Origin of the sequence: Leptospira soteropolitanensis (assembly GCF_026151655.1) — a bacterium.
GTDB classification, from domain to species: Bacteria; Spirochaetota; Leptospiria; order Leptospirales; family Leptospiraceae; genus Leptospira_A; species Leptospira_A soteropolitanensis.
In genome coordinates, this window is the sequence record NZ_JAMQPN010000002.1 from 283161 (window position 1) to 298465 (window position 15305).

19 protein-coding genes are annotated in these 15305 nt (G+C 39.0%); all 19 read right to left on the reverse strand.

Features of this window, described 5'->3' with window-relative positions; genetic code table 11:
- Positions 1 to 63 precede the first annotated feature (63 nt).
- The 19 genes from ND811_RS06025 to hprK all read right to left on the reverse strand — a co-directional run bounded on the left by ND811_RS06025 (position 64) and on the right by hprK (position 15302).
- Complete coding sequence (locus ND811_RS06025) at positions 64 to 411, reverse strand: YraN family protein (RefSeq protein WP_265351205.1); 348 nt, start codon at positions 409 to 411, stop codon at positions 64 to 66.
- A gap of 25 nt (positions 412 to 436) precedes the next feature.
- On the reverse strand, positions 437 to 1624 hold the full coding sequence (locus tag ND811_RS06030; RefSeq protein WP_265351206.1) for a cyclic di-GMP phosphodiesterase: 1188 nt from the start codon (positions 1622 to 1624) through the stop codon (positions 437 to 439).
- A gap of 34 nt (positions 1625 to 1658) precedes the next feature.
- Complete coding sequence (locus tag ND811_RS06035) at positions 1659 to 1919, reverse strand: EscU/YscU/HrcU family type III secretion system export apparatus switch protein (protein WP_265351207.1); 261 nt, start codon at positions 1917 to 1919, stop codon at positions 1659 to 1661.
- Positions 1916 to 2578, reverse strand: coding sequence for a hypothetical protein (locus ND811_RS06040; RefSeq protein ID WP_265351208.1), 663 nt, complete (start codon positions 2576 to 2578; stop codon positions 1916 to 1918). Before ND811_RS06040 ends, ND811_RS06035 begins: the two co-directional genes overlap by 4 nt.
- Positions 2559 to 3209 carry a ribonuclease HII gene (locus tag ND811_RS06045; protein WP_407658878.1) on the reverse strand — a complete coding sequence of 217 codons (651 nt, stop codon included), beginning with the start codon at positions 3207 to 3209 and terminating at the stop codon, positions 2559 to 2561. Before ND811_RS06045 ends, ND811_RS06040 begins: the two co-directional genes overlap by 20 nt.
- A 116-nt stretch (positions 3210 to 3325) precedes the next feature.
- Positions 3326 to 3763, reverse strand: coding sequence for a 50S ribosomal protein L19 (gene rplS, locus ND811_RS06050; RefSeq protein WP_035983844.1), 438 nt, complete (start codon positions 3761 to 3763; stop codon positions 3326 to 3328).
- Between the two features lie 8 nt (positions 3764 to 3771).
- Positions 3772 to 4425: a tRNA (guanosine(37)-N1)-methyltransferase TrmD gene (gene trmD / locus ND811_RS06055; protein ID WP_265351210.1), complete on the reverse strand. Its 654-nt coding sequence runs from the start codon at positions 4423 to 4425 to the stop codon at positions 3772 to 3774.
- Positions 4415 to 4951 (reverse strand): ribosome maturation factor RimM, encoded by a 537-nt coding sequence (rimM, locus tag ND811_RS06060; protein WP_265351211.1) that lies wholly within the window; start codon positions 4949 to 4951, stop codon positions 4415 to 4417. The genes trmD and rimM overlap by 11 nt, the downstream gene beginning before the upstream one ends.
- On the reverse strand, positions 4941 to 5171 hold the full coding sequence (locus tag ND811_RS06065; RefSeq protein ID WP_002974362.1) for a KH domain-containing protein: 231 nt from the start codon (positions 5169 to 5171) through the stop codon (positions 4941 to 4943). The genes rimM and ND811_RS06065 overlap by 11 nt, the downstream gene beginning before the upstream one ends.
- A gap of 7 nt (positions 5172 to 5178) precedes the next feature.
- A complete protein-coding gene (rpsP, locus tag ND811_RS06070; RefSeq protein ID WP_002973959.1) occupies positions 5179 to 5436 on the reverse strand; it encodes a 30S ribosomal protein S16 in 258 nt (85 codons plus the stop codon).
- A gap of 47 nt (positions 5437 to 5483) precedes the next feature.
- On the reverse strand, positions 5484 to 6146 hold the full coding sequence (gene rpe / locus ND811_RS06075) for a ribulose-phosphate 3-epimerase (protein WP_265351212.1): 663 nt from the start codon (positions 6144 to 6146) through the stop codon (positions 5484 to 5486).
- A gap of 1 nt (position 6147) precedes the next feature.
- A complete protein-coding gene (locus tag ND811_RS06080; RefSeq protein ID WP_265351213.1) occupies positions 6148 to 7167 on the reverse strand; it encodes a PASTA domain-containing protein in 1020 nt (339 codons plus the stop codon).
- Positions 7164 to 8132 carry a methionyl-tRNA formyltransferase gene (fmt, locus tag ND811_RS06085; RefSeq protein WP_265351214.1) on the reverse strand — a complete coding sequence of 323 codons (969 nt, stop codon included), beginning with the start codon at positions 8130 to 8132 and terminating at the stop codon, positions 7164 to 7166. Before fmt ends, ND811_RS06080 begins: the two co-directional genes overlap by 4 nt.
- 12 nt (positions 8133 to 8144) lie before the next feature.
- Entirely contained in the window at positions 8145 to 10097 is a 1953-nt protein-coding gene (gene priA, locus ND811_RS06090; RefSeq protein ID WP_265351216.1) for a replication restart helicase PriA, read from the reverse strand.
- 1 nt (position 10098) lies between these two features.
- Entirely contained in the window at positions 10099 to 10917 is an 819-nt protein-coding gene (locus ND811_RS06095) for a hypothetical protein (protein ID WP_265351217.1), read from the reverse strand.
- Between the two features lies 1 nt (position 10918).
- Entirely contained in the window at positions 10919 to 12268 is a 1350-nt protein-coding gene (locus ND811_RS06100) for a sigma-54-dependent transcriptional regulator (RefSeq protein ID WP_265351218.1), read from the reverse strand.
- On the reverse strand, positions 12268 to 14094 hold the full coding sequence (locus ND811_RS06105; protein ID WP_265351219.1) for an LIC_11548 family sensor histidine kinase: 1827 nt from the start codon (positions 14092 to 14094) through the stop codon (positions 12268 to 12270). The genes ND811_RS06100 and ND811_RS06105 overlap by 1 nt, the downstream gene beginning before the upstream one ends.
- Positions 14084 to 14359, reverse strand: a complete 276-nt coding sequence (locus tag ND811_RS06110) for an HPr family phosphocarrier protein (protein ID WP_265351220.1) — start codon at positions 14357 to 14359, stop codon at positions 14084 to 14086. The genes ND811_RS06105 and ND811_RS06110 overlap by 11 nt, the downstream gene beginning before the upstream one ends.
- Positions 14334 to 15302, reverse strand: coding sequence for an HPr(Ser) kinase/phosphatase (gene hprK, locus ND811_RS06115; protein ID WP_265351221.1), 969 nt, complete (start codon positions 15300 to 15302; stop codon positions 14334 to 14336). Before hprK ends, ND811_RS06110 begins: the two co-directional genes overlap by 26 nt.
- Between the last annotated feature and the right edge of the window lie 3 nt (positions 15303 to 15305).

The window sequence follows — 15305 nt, forward strand, 5'->3', positions numbered from 1 at the left end:
GCGTTTTCCCTTTAGGGATACAAAACCAATCGGCCCAGTACAAAAATCCCTTGATGAAGTATTTTAGAAGATTGACGAATAAAAACGAACTTCCTTTTTTTCTGTGATATGGATCAAATTAAACGAAGGTGTTAGGTGATAAAAGGCAGGAACTTCTTTTAGTAAATAGAAATATACCTTCCGCATTCGGTTACGTTTTGTCTCATGAAAACATTCTAAAGGGTGAAATCCGCTACTTTCTTTCCAAAACTTCACTTCTGAACAATGCAGCAAATCATTCGAAATACTAATTATGTCTAATTCCCCAAAAGATTTTCGGAAATTACGAAACAGGATCGTATGACCTTCTGATATCAAATACTCCGTGGCCATATCTTCTCCCGACTGTCCTAGATCCGTTTTTTTCTGCATCTCTGATCCCCTATCACCGTAAGGATCAGTAAATCTGGGAAAAAGGAATGGCTTGTTGGATATAGAGATTGAGGTCTTTCATAAGGTCCACAAATTCTAAATGTTTTAGGCGTTTGCCCTCTGCATCTTTTGTGACTCTAATGACGGGACGAAGAGGTTTGTCTTTATTAGATTCGATTACCATACCCATTCTTAGGTCAGAAAGAACCACGCCGGATCCTACAGGAAACATGGAAAGTTTGTTTAAAAAGAGTCTTACCATTTTTAAATCAAAACGGTTCACGTTTTCACTAATCATAATCTTCATCGCATCATAAGGAAGGATGGCTTGCCTATAAGGTCTTGGATGGATCATGGCAGCAAACTGATCACCGATCATAAACACTTTAGTCAGTTCTTCAATTTGGTTGGCGAGAATTCTCTGTGGATACCCAGAACCATCTACTGCTTCATGATGTTGTAAGGCAACTATGGCAAGAGAGTTTTTTAACTTCAATCTTTGGGTAAGGATTTGGTAACCAGTAACAGGATGGCGTTTGATCGTTTTTAAATCTAGTTCGGACAGGACACCTTTTTTTTCCGATACTTCTTCCGGTACTGTTACCATTCCTATATCTGCAAAAAGAGATGCAAGCGCCAAATCAATCAGCTTAGGTCTAGAAAACTCCAAAAAATTTCCAAGCATAACAGAGAAAAAAGTCGCATAACAGATATGTGTATATAGATAATAACCTGAATGAGAATGAGATAATAATAAAATAGAAATTTGAGCGTTTGCTTTAGTATGATCTGCGATACGTTCCGCAATTTCCCGAAACTCGCGAATTTCAGTATAACGACCTTCTGATGCCGATCGATAAGTTTTTTGAACTAAATCAAAACAATCTTTAAATACTGCATTGAACTCAACCTTTGCTGTATTGGCTTTTTCTAGTAGATACTTAAACCTGGTTGAGTTTTCATCATCTTGGTAAAAAGGAAGGTTGGTATCGAAGTAACCTGGCCCAGCCCCAGAAGCAGTTTTATCAAGTCCATCGGCTGTTACTTTTTCTCCATCGGTTAATACAAAGGTAATACCAAATTGAACCAAACGGTCTAAGTCTTGTTGTGTGATGGGTTGGTCTGCGCCAACAAAAACAGTGTCTTTATCCAGGTAAATTGACTTAGTAAACTTGGATCCAGGTTCTAAGTCACGTATGGAGATTTTTCGCATAATTGCGTAAATCCTAGTAAGAAGCGTAGAAACATCAATTGTTTTTCTTTTGCCTTTCTAAAACAAGGATTCGAAACACTGCGGCCACAACTTCATACAAATCCCTGGGGATTTCTTTTCCATTGGGGAGATGATCTAAGGTTTGCATCATCACTTCATCTTGAATCACAAGAACTCCAGACTCACGAGCAATCTGAATCAGATTCGTAGCAAGTCTTCCCTCTGCTTTTGCTACTAGTTTCGGTGCCGCATTTCGCGCCGGATCATAAGCAAGGGCCGCCATTTTTTGTTTCATCTATAATCTCCGTTAAAGGATTCATCCTTCCAAATTTCCATCTGTACGGAACGAATTTGGGGAAAGTCCCGAATGAGGTTGGCAAAAGATTTGGTAAAGTCTTCACCTTGGAATGACCTTTCCGTAGTGAGTTGTACGAAGATCGGTTTTTCTTTTTCAGGATCATAATGGAACTGGATTCCCATCGCACCGGTTTCTTTAGATTCCCAATATACATAGAGAACCAAACCTTTGTTTTTCGGTTCGACAACCATTTGTAATGATTCTTTCGCATCAGGATCAATGTAAGAAAGAAGGTCAGAAAATCCGGTTTCTCCAAGTAGATAATTCCAAAGGGGTTTTAGATCCGAAACATCCACTGATTTTGAATCTGATTGTACTGCCATCCACTGGGCCCAACGCAAACGATTCTCGGACTTCCCTGAGTGGATTTGATTTTCCTTTTCGATTCCTTTTGTTTGGAGAGAAATAGAATGATTCGGAATGGTCGTATGCAAAGGTCTAGTTTTGGACTGGGAGCGATTGCCTTCCCAAAGTTGGAGTCCCAGTTCCCTAGTGTTAGTTTCTTTAAAAAAAAACGGATCCTTTCTCTGAGAGGTCAGTTTTCCTAAAGCGTAAAACGGATGATTCGGATTCTGATTAAAAAAGAGAGGGCTCACTCCCATCCTTTCGGAGAAATTTACAAAAACTCAACCGGTGGATGGGAGAAATTCCAAGTCTTTCCAAAGCACCTCTATGTTCTTCGGTTCCATATCCCTTATGTTTGGCAAACCCATAACCGGGATACTTAGCATCCATCTTTTCCATATATTCATCCCGGTAGGTTTTAGCAAGGATGGATGCGGCAGAAATCGAAGGAATCAAATCATCTCCTTTGGGTAAAGAGAAATAACCTTCAATGGGTTTTGTGATCTTTAGTTTATAGTTTCCATCGGCGAGAAGAAATGGTTTTGTTCCTGGCCTTTGGTCTGAGATATGACTTCCCTTTTCTTTTCCAAATGAAGTGGTCGCATTAGAATTTTCATTCTCCTTTGAATTGGATACAGAAGGAGAAAAGTGTGTCGGCAAACACCGATTCATCCCATAAAAAATAGCTTGGTTGATATTGAAACGATCAATGAATGTTGCGCTAACAAAGGTGACACGGTAATAGGAAACATACTTTAAAATTTCCGTGCGTAGTTCGGTCCGTTTAGGTTCTGGAATTTTTTTAGAATCACGAAGCCCTTTTAGGATTTCGCCGTTTTTGATTTTCTCTAAAGTCTTGAGATCAAAGGAAACGCAACCCACAGAAACTGGGCCTGCAAGTGTACCACGACCCGCTTCATCGAGGGAGTAGCAGGTCAAATGGGGAATTTGAAATTCAGGAAAGAACGGCCTCTTTATGGCCGTTTTGTCGAAAGAGATTATGCGCTAGGTGCTTCGGCAGCTTTTGCTTGTGCAAGAGCGGCTTTAGAAGCCTCATCCTGTCTCTTTTTGTCTTTGGCAACAATTGCTTGTCCGCCCTTTCTTTCTTTGATACGTCCTGCTTTTCCTTTTTTATCACGAAGATAGAAAAGTTTTGCACGACGAACAGATCCTTTACGAACGAGTTCAATCTTTGCAATTCTTGGGCTATGAAGTGGGAAAATTCTTTCCACTCCGATATCGTAAGACACTCGTCTTACAGTAAAGGTTTTACTTTGTGATTTGTTTGCAATGGAGATCACAATACCTTCGTAAACCTGAACACGTTCCTTTCCAGATTCAACGATTTTGTAGTGAACTTTTACCGTATCACCAATTTCGAAATTAAGTTCGTTCTTTGCTTCGTCTGCGAGTGCTGTTTCTAGAATCTGATTCATGGCTTCCTCTAAGAATGATTTCTTGTTTTGCGGTTTTTTTGCCGCCATTTCCGGATCTCTTCATGATGTCCACCAAGGAGCACATCTGGAACAGTCCAACCCATAAAATCATAGGGTTTTGTATACTGGGGGTATTCTAATTCTTCCGTTTCGTTGTGCGACTCTTCTAGAAGACTTTCTTCTTTTCCTAAAAATCCCGGAACAAACCGAGAAAGGCAATCGGCCACAACGAGAGCAGCTAAATCCCCCGATGAAATAACATAGTTTCCAATGGCCACTTCCCTGTCAATTAAATGCTCCGTGACTCGATGGTCGACCCCTTCGTAGTATCCAGAAATCAAAGTAATGGTATCCGAGGACTCAAAAATTTCCCGAGCCAGGGTTTGGTTGAAAAGCTCCCCCGAGGGGCTGAGAAGGATGACCTTCCCTTTGTTTTCACCAAGGGATTCTAGAGCACGGTAGATCGGGCCCACTTGCAAAAGCATTCCCGGTCCGCCCCCATATATGGTATCGTCTACCTTTTGGTGTTTGTTGTCGGCAAAGTCTCGGAGGTGGACTGTATTAATATCTACAACCCCTTGTTTTACTGCTTTTCCAGGGATTCCGGTATCAAAATAGGAGGTTATTTTTTCTGGAAAAAGAGTGATGAAATTAAACTTCAAACCACTGCTCCCAGCCAATGATTTCTAAGGTTTTGGATTCTAAGTTCCAATCTCCCACAAACTGATGGAGGAAAGGAATGAGGACAGTTTCCCCTTCGCCGTTTTTTGGTTTTAGTTCCAAAATAGGATGTGCGGGATTGTCAATGACTTGGGTCACAAGATAATCCAAGGAAACATTGGTTTCTTTCGAAATGGCAAGAAGACCCACTAAGTCTTCTGTGTAAATTTCGCCTTCTGTTGGTTTTGGCAGATCTTCTCTTTTCCATAGTAAAGAGAACCCGCGGTATTTGATGACAGTTTCTGGAGTTTCAAAACCCTTTAGTTTGACTAGGAAATGATTCCCATTGGGCCGAATCTCATCGATTTGGATTGTGGACTGGTTTCCACGAGGGTCTTCTACAGTGCAGAGGAACGGTGGTTTGGCGGATAAAAGGGTGTCACCTTCTGTAAAAACCTTGATGAACCCTTTGATTCCATGTGAGGATCCGATGACCCCCACTTTCACTAAACTTGGTTTAGTCGACAATTTCTAAAGTATAATTTTTGCCTTGTTTGGTTCCGGCTGCTTGTAAAACAGTACGCAAAGACTTTGCAATCCTTCCGTTTTTTCCGATCACCTTACCGAGGTCTTTTGCAGCTACCCGAAGTTCGATCACAGTTTCTTCCTCTCCGGGGACTTGGTTGACTGCAACTTGTTCTGGTTGGTCAACGAGAGATGTAACGATATAACGAACTAAGGATTCCATGTATCAATTAACCTTTGAATTTTGACCAAACGTCGTCTTTTTTCAAAAGAGCAAGAACTGTATCAGTAGGTTGTGCACCTTTCTTAAGCCAAGAAAGAGTTTTTTCTTCATTGAAAGTTGCTTTTTTAACAGAAGAAGTGGATGGGTGGAAATGCCCAATCGCTTCAATGAATTTTCCGTCACGAGGAGCACGAATATCTGCTGCTACAATACGATAGTGCGGGTCTGCTTTTGTTCCCGTTCTTTGTAATCTTAATTTAACCAAGGAAAAATACCCCTTTTATAGCGAGTTTTTTAAATAGGGACGATATGTCAAGAGCGAGTTCTGACACTGGCAGCGAGATCCTTTAATTTTTTACCCTGAGCATTTGGATCCCCTGTTTTATAGAGCCCTGAACCCACAACCGTGATGTCCACACCGAGTTTTGCGAGCTCTTCCATATTGGATTCGTTTACCCCACCGTCCACTTCCAATTCAATATTATAAGGTTTGGTAAGTTTCCTAACGGCAGCAATTTTATCAAATCCTGATTTTACAAAGGACTGTCCGTAAAAGCCAGGGTCAACAGTCATCAGGAGGACAAGATCCAAATAAGGAAGGATTTGGGAGATGGATTCCGGTGGAGTTTGCGGGTTGAGCGAAACTCCCACTTTAATTCCGGCCTTTCGGATCTCTTCTGCAAGCCTTACCGAGAAGTTTGTGGTTTCAATATGAAAAGTAATACAATAAGGATTTAGGTCAAAGTATTTGGGAACGTGGAGCTCTGGGTTTGAGACCATAAGGTGTACATCTAGAGGAATCTCCGTATGGGATTTGACTTCTTTGGTAAATGCCTCTCCAAAGGAAATTTGAGGGACAAAGTTTCCGTCCATCACATCAATATGGATGAGATCGATATTTTCTTTTTTGTAAGTGGGAAGCTCTTGTGAGAGTCCCGTAAGTTTTGCCGCAAGGATGGATGCAGAAATTTTCATATTAATAAGTACCTTTTAATTTCCAAACCTTGGCCACACCGGTTTCTTTTCCGATTAGAGTCACTTTTACATTTCCCGCTCTATGAATGAGAAAACGTACTGGTTCATCCTCTTTTAATTTTTGGTTGGTTAAAATTTCTTTTTCGATTTCTGTATCCTCCCCAGGTTTTGTATAACTGATTTTTGCTGAGTAAAGATCATCATCATCCACTTCATATTCTAAAAATTCGTAATCCTGAACGAGAGACTCAGAAGGTTTTAAAAAGAAAGCACCCACTTCCGCACCTGTTTGTTTTAATTCAAAAGAGGAAGTAAGGCCATGTGAATCACGAAACTCTGGTTTGGTGGCTTCTTTCAAATGGTATGGAATTTTTTTTCTTTGTAAAAAATCGACAACAAAAGGAACGGGAGTTCCTACAAACTTTGTGGAATCCAATGGATCATTTGCTGACTGGTTGGATTTTTTTTCTGTATTCGGTTCTGTTACGAGTAAGTAAATTTTTTCACCGGAATGCGTTTCCTTTCCAGGCGCAGGTATTTGGTCTATGATGGTTTCTTGTGGCTCATCACCCACTGCAGGAACATAAGTGATCCCACCAATTTGGAGAGGTACATACACTTCACCAGAAAGAACTTTTTCTAAAATGGCTTTGGCTCTTTTCAGATCTTGGCCTTTCACATCAGGGATTGTGACCCGATCAAATCCAATATTGACAGTGAGATAGAGTTTGGATCCTGCTTCCACTTCCTTACCGGGATCAATGGATTGTGCGAGGATGATCCCATCTGTTTTTTCAGGGATCCTTTGCGTTTCTAATCGGACTTTGAGTTGGAGTCTTTGTAATTCATTATGAACTTCAATGTAGTTTTTGCCAATCACATAAGGCATCATGACTTTTTGCTCTTCTTTGGTACGAACAACCACTACCAAAAAGGCTGCCACAAAAAAAACAAGGAGTCCCAAACCAACAAATAGAACATAACCACTGTAAGGTAGGATTTTTAGAAACTTTTCTTTCACGTAAATGATTCTCCGGCTAAAACCCGCGCCCCATTGAAAAACTCAAATCCTTTCATGGGTTTTTTCCCTTCGGGTTGTAAGGTATCTATACCAAGCAGGTTTCCGTCTCCACAGAGGCAGAAAAGCCTTTTTTTCTGGTATAGGAAAAAGGAACCAGGACTGAGGCCCGCTGGTATCGGCACTGGTTCCTCACCTTCTTTCAAAAGAAAAGAGGTGACAAGGATCAGTTTTTTCCCTCGAAATTCGGTCACAGCCAAAGGATCGGGAAATAGGGCTCGGATACGGTTATGGATGTTTTTTGCCGGTTCCGACCAATTGATGGGACGGTCGTTTGCTGTGATTTTTTTGCAGTGGGTCGCTTCCGTAACATTTTGCGGTTTTGCCACCCAAGGGGATTCTTTAGATTCTAGTTCCCATAGAAGCCGAATGAGTTCAGCTCCTCCTTCCTTGGTGATGGTTTGCAAAAGCGAAGCAGTAGTTTCAGTGGGATCCACTTTCCAGGATTTTTGCGAGATGATATCTCCTGAATCAACTTCCTTGGCTAAAAACTGAATCGTAAATCCTGAGTACTCTTCCCCACTGAGTAAAAAACTTTGCACCGGAGAAGCGCCGCGGTATTTCGGGAGCAAACTTCCATGAAGATTGATACTGCCAAATTTCGGATCTTGGAACACATTTTCTGGAACGATCGATCCATAAGCATAAACGATATGAACAGGAGAACCGTAAGATAAAATTTGTTTTTGAGCTTCTTCATCAGTTCGGAGTTTCGGAGATTGAATGACAGGGATGCCTTTCGACACTGCCAATTCTTTTACAGGAGTTGGTGTGATGATTTGTTTTCTTCCCACGGGTTTGTCAATATTGGTAACGACAAAATCCACTTTGATTCCAGCATCTAGTAAAATGGAAAGTAGTTCCTTTGAGTGTTCAGGGGATCCAAAGTATCCAATTGAAAGTTTCATATTTTTATCCTATTACACAAGTTCTAAAGGATCCAAATCATATTCAATATAACATTTGGAATCGACTTTAAATTTAGTTTTGGTTTCTCGCAATAGATTCCGTAAAGCAGTGATGGATTTGGATTTTAAAAGAATGTGAAACCGAAAGTTATTATCAATTTTATAAAATGGACATTGGCTCGGTCCAAGAAGGGTAATGGATGAATCCATATTTTCTTTTAAAGTTTCCGCATAAACCACAGATTGTTTATTCGCAATTTCTTCATATTTTGACCTGAAAACAAGTCTCGCCAAACGAGAATAAGGCGGATAAAACAAATCCCTTCTAAAATTTAGCTCCCATTCGAAAAAAGCAGGATAATTTTGTTCCATAGCCATCTTAAGAACGGGGTGTTCGGGATCATTGGATTGGATGAGGACTTCGCCTTTTTTTTCACCTCTACCGGCTCTTCCTGCTACCTGAGAAATAAGGGAATAAGTCCTTTCACTACTGCGAAAGTCCGGAACTCCCAGACCATGATTAGCATTTAAAATTCCAACAAGTGTAACATTCGCATAATCGAGGCCTTTCGCAATCATTTGGGTTCCAGTAAGGATATCTAAATTTCCTTCCCCTAACTTTTCGAGTACATCACGGGTAACTTCTTTATTTTTGGAACTATCTTGGTCTAGTCGTTCGATCCGAGCTTTTGGGAAATGTGACAACAAATATTCTTCTAATTTTTGAGTTCCTGCGCCAAACAAATCCAGCTCCTCGCCATGAATCTGTTTTAAATTCTGTAAGGTAGATTTGTATCCACAAAGATGACAACGAACTGTTTTGTCAGAATGATAACAAAGTGTTGCCGTACATTTAGGACAATGAATGAATTCTTTCGTGACAGTGGAATAAATAAAGGGATTATAACCCCGACGATTGAGAAGAATGATAGTTTGTTCTTGCTTTTTTAATCTGTCAGCAACTTTGAACTGTAAATCTCCTGATAATAATTCACTGTCTTCTTTTTTCGCTGTGATTTCTACCGAAGGAAGGGAAGCAAAAGGATTGGCTCTTTCTTTTAATTCCGAATACCCAATCTGCCCCACTTTTGCCAAATAATAAATTTCGACACTCGGTGTAGCAGAACCTAACAATAGCTTGCCGTTTGATTTTAAAATTCTTTGTAAAGCAATTTGGCGCGCATGGTAACGCGGAGAGCTATGTTCTTTATAAGAACCATCATGTTCTTCATCTAAAATAATTAAAGCTATATCGGACAAAGGGGCAAAAACCGCAGAACGAGTTCCTATACAAATTCGTTTTTTACCTTCCTTTAAATCCAAATAGTTTTGAAATTTTTCTGAAGTTCTGAGATGAGAATGTAATACGGCAACTTGACCAGGGAAAATTCTTTCAATCCTTGTGATGGTAGGATAAGTCAGGGAGATTTCAGGGACAAGAAAAATAATAGTCCCTTTGGTTTTGGAAAGAACCTCTGCCATCAGATGCAAATACACCTCGGTCTTTCCACTCCCCGTAATCCCATATAACAAATGTGTGTTAGATGTTTGATTAGATCTTATTTCATCCAAAGCCTTTTTTTGAGACGGATTTAAAGGATGTAATAGATCAAACTGGATATGAACTGGAGTTGATTTTTCCTGTTTCCTTTTTTTTCCTTTCGGAACCATAAGAAACAGAGCTTCTCCGAGAGAAGACAAATAATTTTCCGCCATCCAATGGGCAAGTTCAAGTTGTTCTTCGGTTAGAACCGGTTCTGAATCCACTGGTTTTAAAATAGATAAAGTTTCATAATTTGGTTCATTGGAATGGACCTCGATCACCACACCTTCCCACTCCTTTCCGTTGAGAGGAACAAGGACACGAACCCCTCTAACTAAACTACGGATCTCGTGGGGAATTTCATAGGTTAACGTTCTACTTTCCCAAGATAAATTGAGGGCGACTTCCGCAAATTGGATCATACTAGAGATATGGTTTCACAAGAGATAAGTGAGAAATAAAACTTTCTTCTAATTCCTGTTTTTCTTTTCCATATTGAAAAAGATTACTTTCCGAATCCGTTTTTTTAGCCTTTTCACCAAGAAAAACTAAAGCTTCTGGAGACCTTGTGGTGACAATGGGGATGGAAAGTCCTGACAGATCCCACGTTGTTTGTTTTCCAAGAAATTCTTTTGCTTTCTCAGCACCAAACAACAATTTAGCGGAAGAACCTAAAATTACAATGGCTTTAATTCCAAATTCTTCCACTGTTTCCTTTACATGAAATTTACAATTTTCTACTCTAGACTGCCAATCGATTTCCTTCGAATCGGTATTAGAAAAGTTACAGGCAGGATACTCTTGGTAATAAAACTCTTCAAAAGAGAAACCAAATACTTTTTGAACAAGCTCTCCCCAGCTAAGTTCAGTTAATTTGTCTTTAAAAATTTGGTTGGGTTTTGTTTTAGTAAAAGGTTTTTCTTTTGGACCTGTTGCACCTGAATAATGCAAAACGAGAACAGGTTTTCTTCCTTTATGAAGAAACTGGCGGACTCCGCTGAGTTTCCCTTGGCAAAGGGTACATGAAAAATTAACAAGGTCTCTATTGTTTCTTTGGTTTTCTTTTTGTTGTTTCTTTTGAATTTCTATAGATTCAGGAACTTTTGATTTCCAAGGAAAAACAAAGTCGTTTGGATCTTGTTCCTCTTGAAACCTATAAACAGAAATAGAATTGTTTTGGATTAAAAATTTAGTTTCTTTAAGAATGTCAGTAAATCTTTCTAAAATTGATTTTTGATTCATACTAACCTTCGTTCAACTGTTCCACAGATATATTTAAGGAACGTAATTTTCTATATAAATGAGTTCTTTCAATCCCTAAAGCCTTCGAAGCTCTTGTCACGTTTCCTTCGCAAATTTGTAAGGTTTTGATGATATATTGGCGTTCGAATTCTTCTTTGGCGTGCTTTAAATCACCCCGGGCAACCATTTCATTGGCCTTTTTAAATCCATGAAGAGCTTCCTTTACATCTTTAGCACGGATGGTTTCTCCAGGAACCAGAATACTCAATCGTTCTAAAATATTTTTTAATTCTCTCACATTTCCTGGCCAGAAATGGGATGTGAGAGCATCAAGTCCATCCCTATCAATGGTTTTGGGTGGAAGTTTATTCTCTAAAATGGATTTTTTTAAATAAAACTCTACTAACAAAGGAATGTCTTGGTTTCGGTCACGCAGTGGAGGTAATTCAAGTGGAATGACACTTAAGGCATAATATAAATCTTCTCGAAACCGTCCTTCTCGAATGGCATCCTCCACATTGGAATTTGTTGCTGCAATGATCCGAACGTCTACGCGAACAGAGTTATTTCCTCCGATACGTTCCAACTTCTGTTCAAGGATTACTTTTAATACTTTGGATTGGATCGAGAGAGGTAAATCGCAGACTTCATCTAAAAATAAAGTACCATTTTGCGCAGATTCCCATTTTCCAATTTTAATCTCACCTTTTTGGTTTTCACTGATTTCTAGTCCAAATAACTCTTGTTCTAAGGTTTCTTCCAAAACAGAGGCGCAATTAAATTCTATATATGGGTCATTTTTCCTCTTAGAATTTTGATGAATGGCCCTTGCAGCTAACTCTTTTCCTGTTCCATTTTCACCAGTAATAAAAACACGAGCATTTGTTTGAGCTGCTTGATAAATGGCAAATTTAACTCGTTTGATAGATAACGATTCACCTAAAATCTCATCCACTTCCAATTGAAACTCTGGAATTTCATGATCTTTGGTTTTTTCCATAGCAGATTCAATAGTTTGAATGACCTTTTCTATGGAGAGGGGTTTCTCGAGGAAATCGACTGCGCCTTTTTTGGTAGCACTGACTGCAAGTTCTATAGTCCCATGACCAGATATCATCACAATCGGTAATCCCGGATAAAGTTTTTTGCACTCATCTAGGATTGTAAGTCCATCTTCTTTATCAACCCAAACATCGAGTAAAACAAGTGACGGCCTTTCTTTTGCTAATGCTTTTAATAAAGACTTACCATTAGCAAAATCTTCAACGATATAATCCTCATCTTCCAAAATAACACGAAGCGATTTCCGAATTTCTTTTTCATCATCCAGTATATAAATATTTTTTTGCATCAATGACTATCCAATGGGAGCTCAATTCGAAACTTACAACCACCCAACTTAGAATCTTCTACAACGATATGTCCATGATGATCTATAATAGTTTTTTGAACAATCGCAAGTCCGATTCCTGATCCATGATTTTCTTTTGTGGAAAAATACGGTTCAAAAACTTTTTCTTTCCATTCCTGCTTCAGACCAGGCCCAGAATCATCAATTTCAATTACTATGGATTTTCTAAGCGCTTTCTTTTGTAATTTTGACATGATTCGAATTTTTTTACGTTTGAGACTAAGAATATCCATTTCCTCTTTGGGATTTTCGGCTGACTGGATCGCCTCAACTGCGTTTTTAATCAGATTATTGACCACACCAAGAAACAAACGTTTATCAAGAAATACCTCTGGTATATTATCAGCTAACTTTAATTCAAACTCAATATCAGTAGTATCTCGGAAAAGAGCCACAGCTTCTTCTAAAATAGGATTTAATTTTTGATTGATAAGTACAGGAACAGGCATACGAGCAAATTCACTAAACTCTTTGACCAAATGTTCTAAAACTCTTACTTGACCAATGATAGTTTCTGTTGCATCAAAAATGACCGATTCTAAATTTTCGGATTTTGGATTCTGAAACTTTCTTTGGATCCTCTGCGCAGAAAGTTGAATGGGAGTCAGAGGATTTTTGATTTCATGAGCCATCCGCTGCGCAACTTCCTTCCAAGCAGCGATCCTTTGGGTATGCATCAGTTCTTCCGATTTTGCGTTCAAATCACTCACCATCTGATTAAAACTATCAATCAAAATTCCCATCTCGCCCTCTTCCGTTTTTTCCAAACGAATATCTGATTCACCCAAAGAGACTTTTTTTGTCGCATTCGCCAAATTAATAATAGGTTTCGATATCCGTCTTGCAAACAAAAACGAGAACAATATCGCAATTAGAAACATTGCTGCAGAAAAAGTAGCAATCGTAATGCGAACACTAAAAGGGATTTTTTCTTTCCAAAGGCTTACTTTTTCATAGGTGGAGGTTGCATTTACAATGTTTTGAACATCTGCCTCCATCCCCTGGTGGATACGTTGCCCAACGTAAACCTCTACTCCATCTTTTAAATTAAATTTAGAAAGTATATAAGACCTATCTTGTAGATAGAGACGACTCACAAAAATATCTTTATATTTTGAATTTAAAAACTCCAGTTTCTCGATACTACGAAACAGTCCCCTTGACTCAAAACGTAGTTTCTTTGAATCCACATATCCAAAGTAGTATTCATTCTTTTCGAGGAGTCCGTTTTCTAATGCCTTTTGAAAAACAGTATACCCATCGTTTTTTTCTCCATCACCTAACCGTGAATGCAAAATATTTATTTTTTCTAAGAACTCCGATTCGATTTCCTTTTCTTCATATTGCACAATTAAATTAGCTGAACGAAGGGCATTGGATATATCGACTCGGTAAAAACCTTCGATGAGTCGTCCCGTAAGATTTGAAGACAAAATAAAAATGGGTAATGATGGCACCAAAGCAACAAAGAGAAAGGCTAAAGTTAGGCGATATCGAATGGAACTTCGAATTTTCCCAGTTTCCCTATTCCGACGATTCCTATATACATAACTAAGTATTAAGGATAGTATAAAAAAAGGGATTAGTATAAATAAGTAGGTATCTAATTTTGAGAAAAAAGAAATATCCTCTTCTTGTCTAAAGAAAACTAACTCAGAAAATCCGACAGAGATTCCAATGGTCAGAAAAAAAATAAAAATATCTCGTAAGTAATACCTGTTTTCATCAGACAACCGAGGGAGAAACTTAAAAAATCTAATTGGCATTGGTGTCAAAGTTTCTATCAACCAAAGCTTCTAAAGCAAGAAGAGCCTCCTCTTCTCCTTTCCCATCAGCTTTTACAGAAAAAATAGAGCCAGGCCCCAACGCCAACATCATAAGTCCCATAATCGACTTTCCATTGACTTCTATATCATCTTTGACTACAAAAATTTCGCAAGGAAAACTTGCTGCCATCTTTACAAACAAGGAAGCGGGCCTTGCATGAAGCCCACTACTATCTTCTCTAATCTTTAATTGGATTTGTTTCAATGGTGCTCTGCTGGATATAGGTATTTAGTTTATTCGAAAATTCTTTTGCACTATTTTTTCCCATTTTGCGCAATCGTTGGTTCATAGCTGCAGTTTCCACAATGATAGGAATGTTCCTTCCTGGTTTTACGGGGATTTCAATATAAGGAACCGAAACACCAAGAATTTCTTCCATACTTTGTTCGATTCCCGTTCTTTCATATTCGCCCGCAGTTTGTTCTTCCCATTCTTTTAAATTGATAATGAGTTCAATGAGTTTATGATCTCTTACAGAACCAACACCAAACAAATCTTTTATGTTCAATATTCCAAGACCTCTAATTTCCATATGATGCCGCAGTAAATCAGAGCAGGACCCAATCAGATAACTTTCGCTTAACCGGCGAATCTCAACCATATCATCGGCAACAAGTCTATGACCGCGTTCGATGAGTTCCAGAGCGGTTTCACTTTTCCCTACACCGGACCTGCCAGTGAGTAAAGTTCCAATTCCAAACACCTCAATCAGAACTCCATGACGCATCGTACGTGGCGCCAATGCACGGTCCAAAATTTGTGAGATCAGTGTAATGAATCTATGTGTGGCGATTTCCGTTTTAAAAAGGGGAATTCCTTTTGCTTTTGCTCTTTCAACGAAAGGAATCTGCGGTTCATTTCCGTGTGTGTAAATGATACAATTTAAATGAAACTCAAAAAACTTATCAGTGATTTCTTGTAGTTTGTCTTCCGAAAGCGAATTTAAATATGCCCATTCACCTTTGCCTAAAATCTGAATTCGATCATTAGCAAAAAAATCAAAAAATCCAGTAAGTGATAAACCGGGCCGATTGATTTCTGCATTGTTAATACGGTTCGTAAGGCCGGCTTCGCCAGTAATCAAAACCAGCTGGAGATCTTCATGATCTTTTAAAATTGTGTCAACAGTGATCCCAGGAACTGGCATAGG

Coding starts and splice junctions, on each gene's coding strand:
- hprK (WP_265351221.1), bottom strand. CDS start 15,302: ATGCCAGTTCCTGGGATCACTGTTGACACAATTTTAAAAGATCATGAA.
- rplS (WP_035983844.1), bottom strand. CDS start 3,763: ATGAATCAGATTCTAGAAACAGCACTCGCAGACGAAGCAAAGAACGAA.
- ND811_RS06095 (WP_265351217.1), bottom strand. CDS start 10,917: ATGAATCAAAAATCAATTTTAGAAAGATTTACTGACATTCTTAAAGAA.
- ND811_RS06025 (WP_265351205.1), bottom strand. CDS start 411: ATGCAGAAAAAAACGGATCTAGGACAGTCGGGAGAAGATATGGCCACG.
- ND811_RS06065 (WP_002974362.1), bottom strand. CDS start 5,171: ATGGAATCCTTAGTTCGTTATATCGTTACATCTCTCGTTGACCAACCA.
- ND811_RS06030 (WP_265351206.1), bottom strand. CDS start 1,624: ATGCGAAAAATCTCCATACGTGACTTAGAACCTGGATCCAAGTTTACT.
- priA (WP_265351216.1), bottom strand. CDS start 10,097: ATGATCCAATTTGCGGAAGTCGCCCTCAATTTATCTTGGGAAAGTAGA.
- ND811_RS06100 (WP_265351218.1), bottom strand. CDS start 12,268: ATGCAAAAAAATATTTATATACTGGATGATGAAAAAGAAATTCGGAAA.
- ND811_RS06035 (WP_265351207.1), bottom strand. CDS start 1,919: ATGAAACAAAAAATGGCGGCCCTTGCTTATGATCCGGCGCGAAATGCG.
- fmt (WP_265351214.1), bottom strand. CDS start 8,132: ATGAAACTTTCAATTGGATACTTTGGATCCCCTGAACACTCAAAGGAA.
- rpe (WP_265351212.1), bottom strand. CDS start 6,146: ATGAAAATTTCTGCATCCATCCTTGCGGCAAAACTTACGGGACTCTCA.
- ND811_RS06105 (WP_265351219.1), bottom strand. CDS start 14,094: ATGCCAATTAGATTTTTTAAGTTTCTCCCTCGGTTGTCTGATGAAAAC.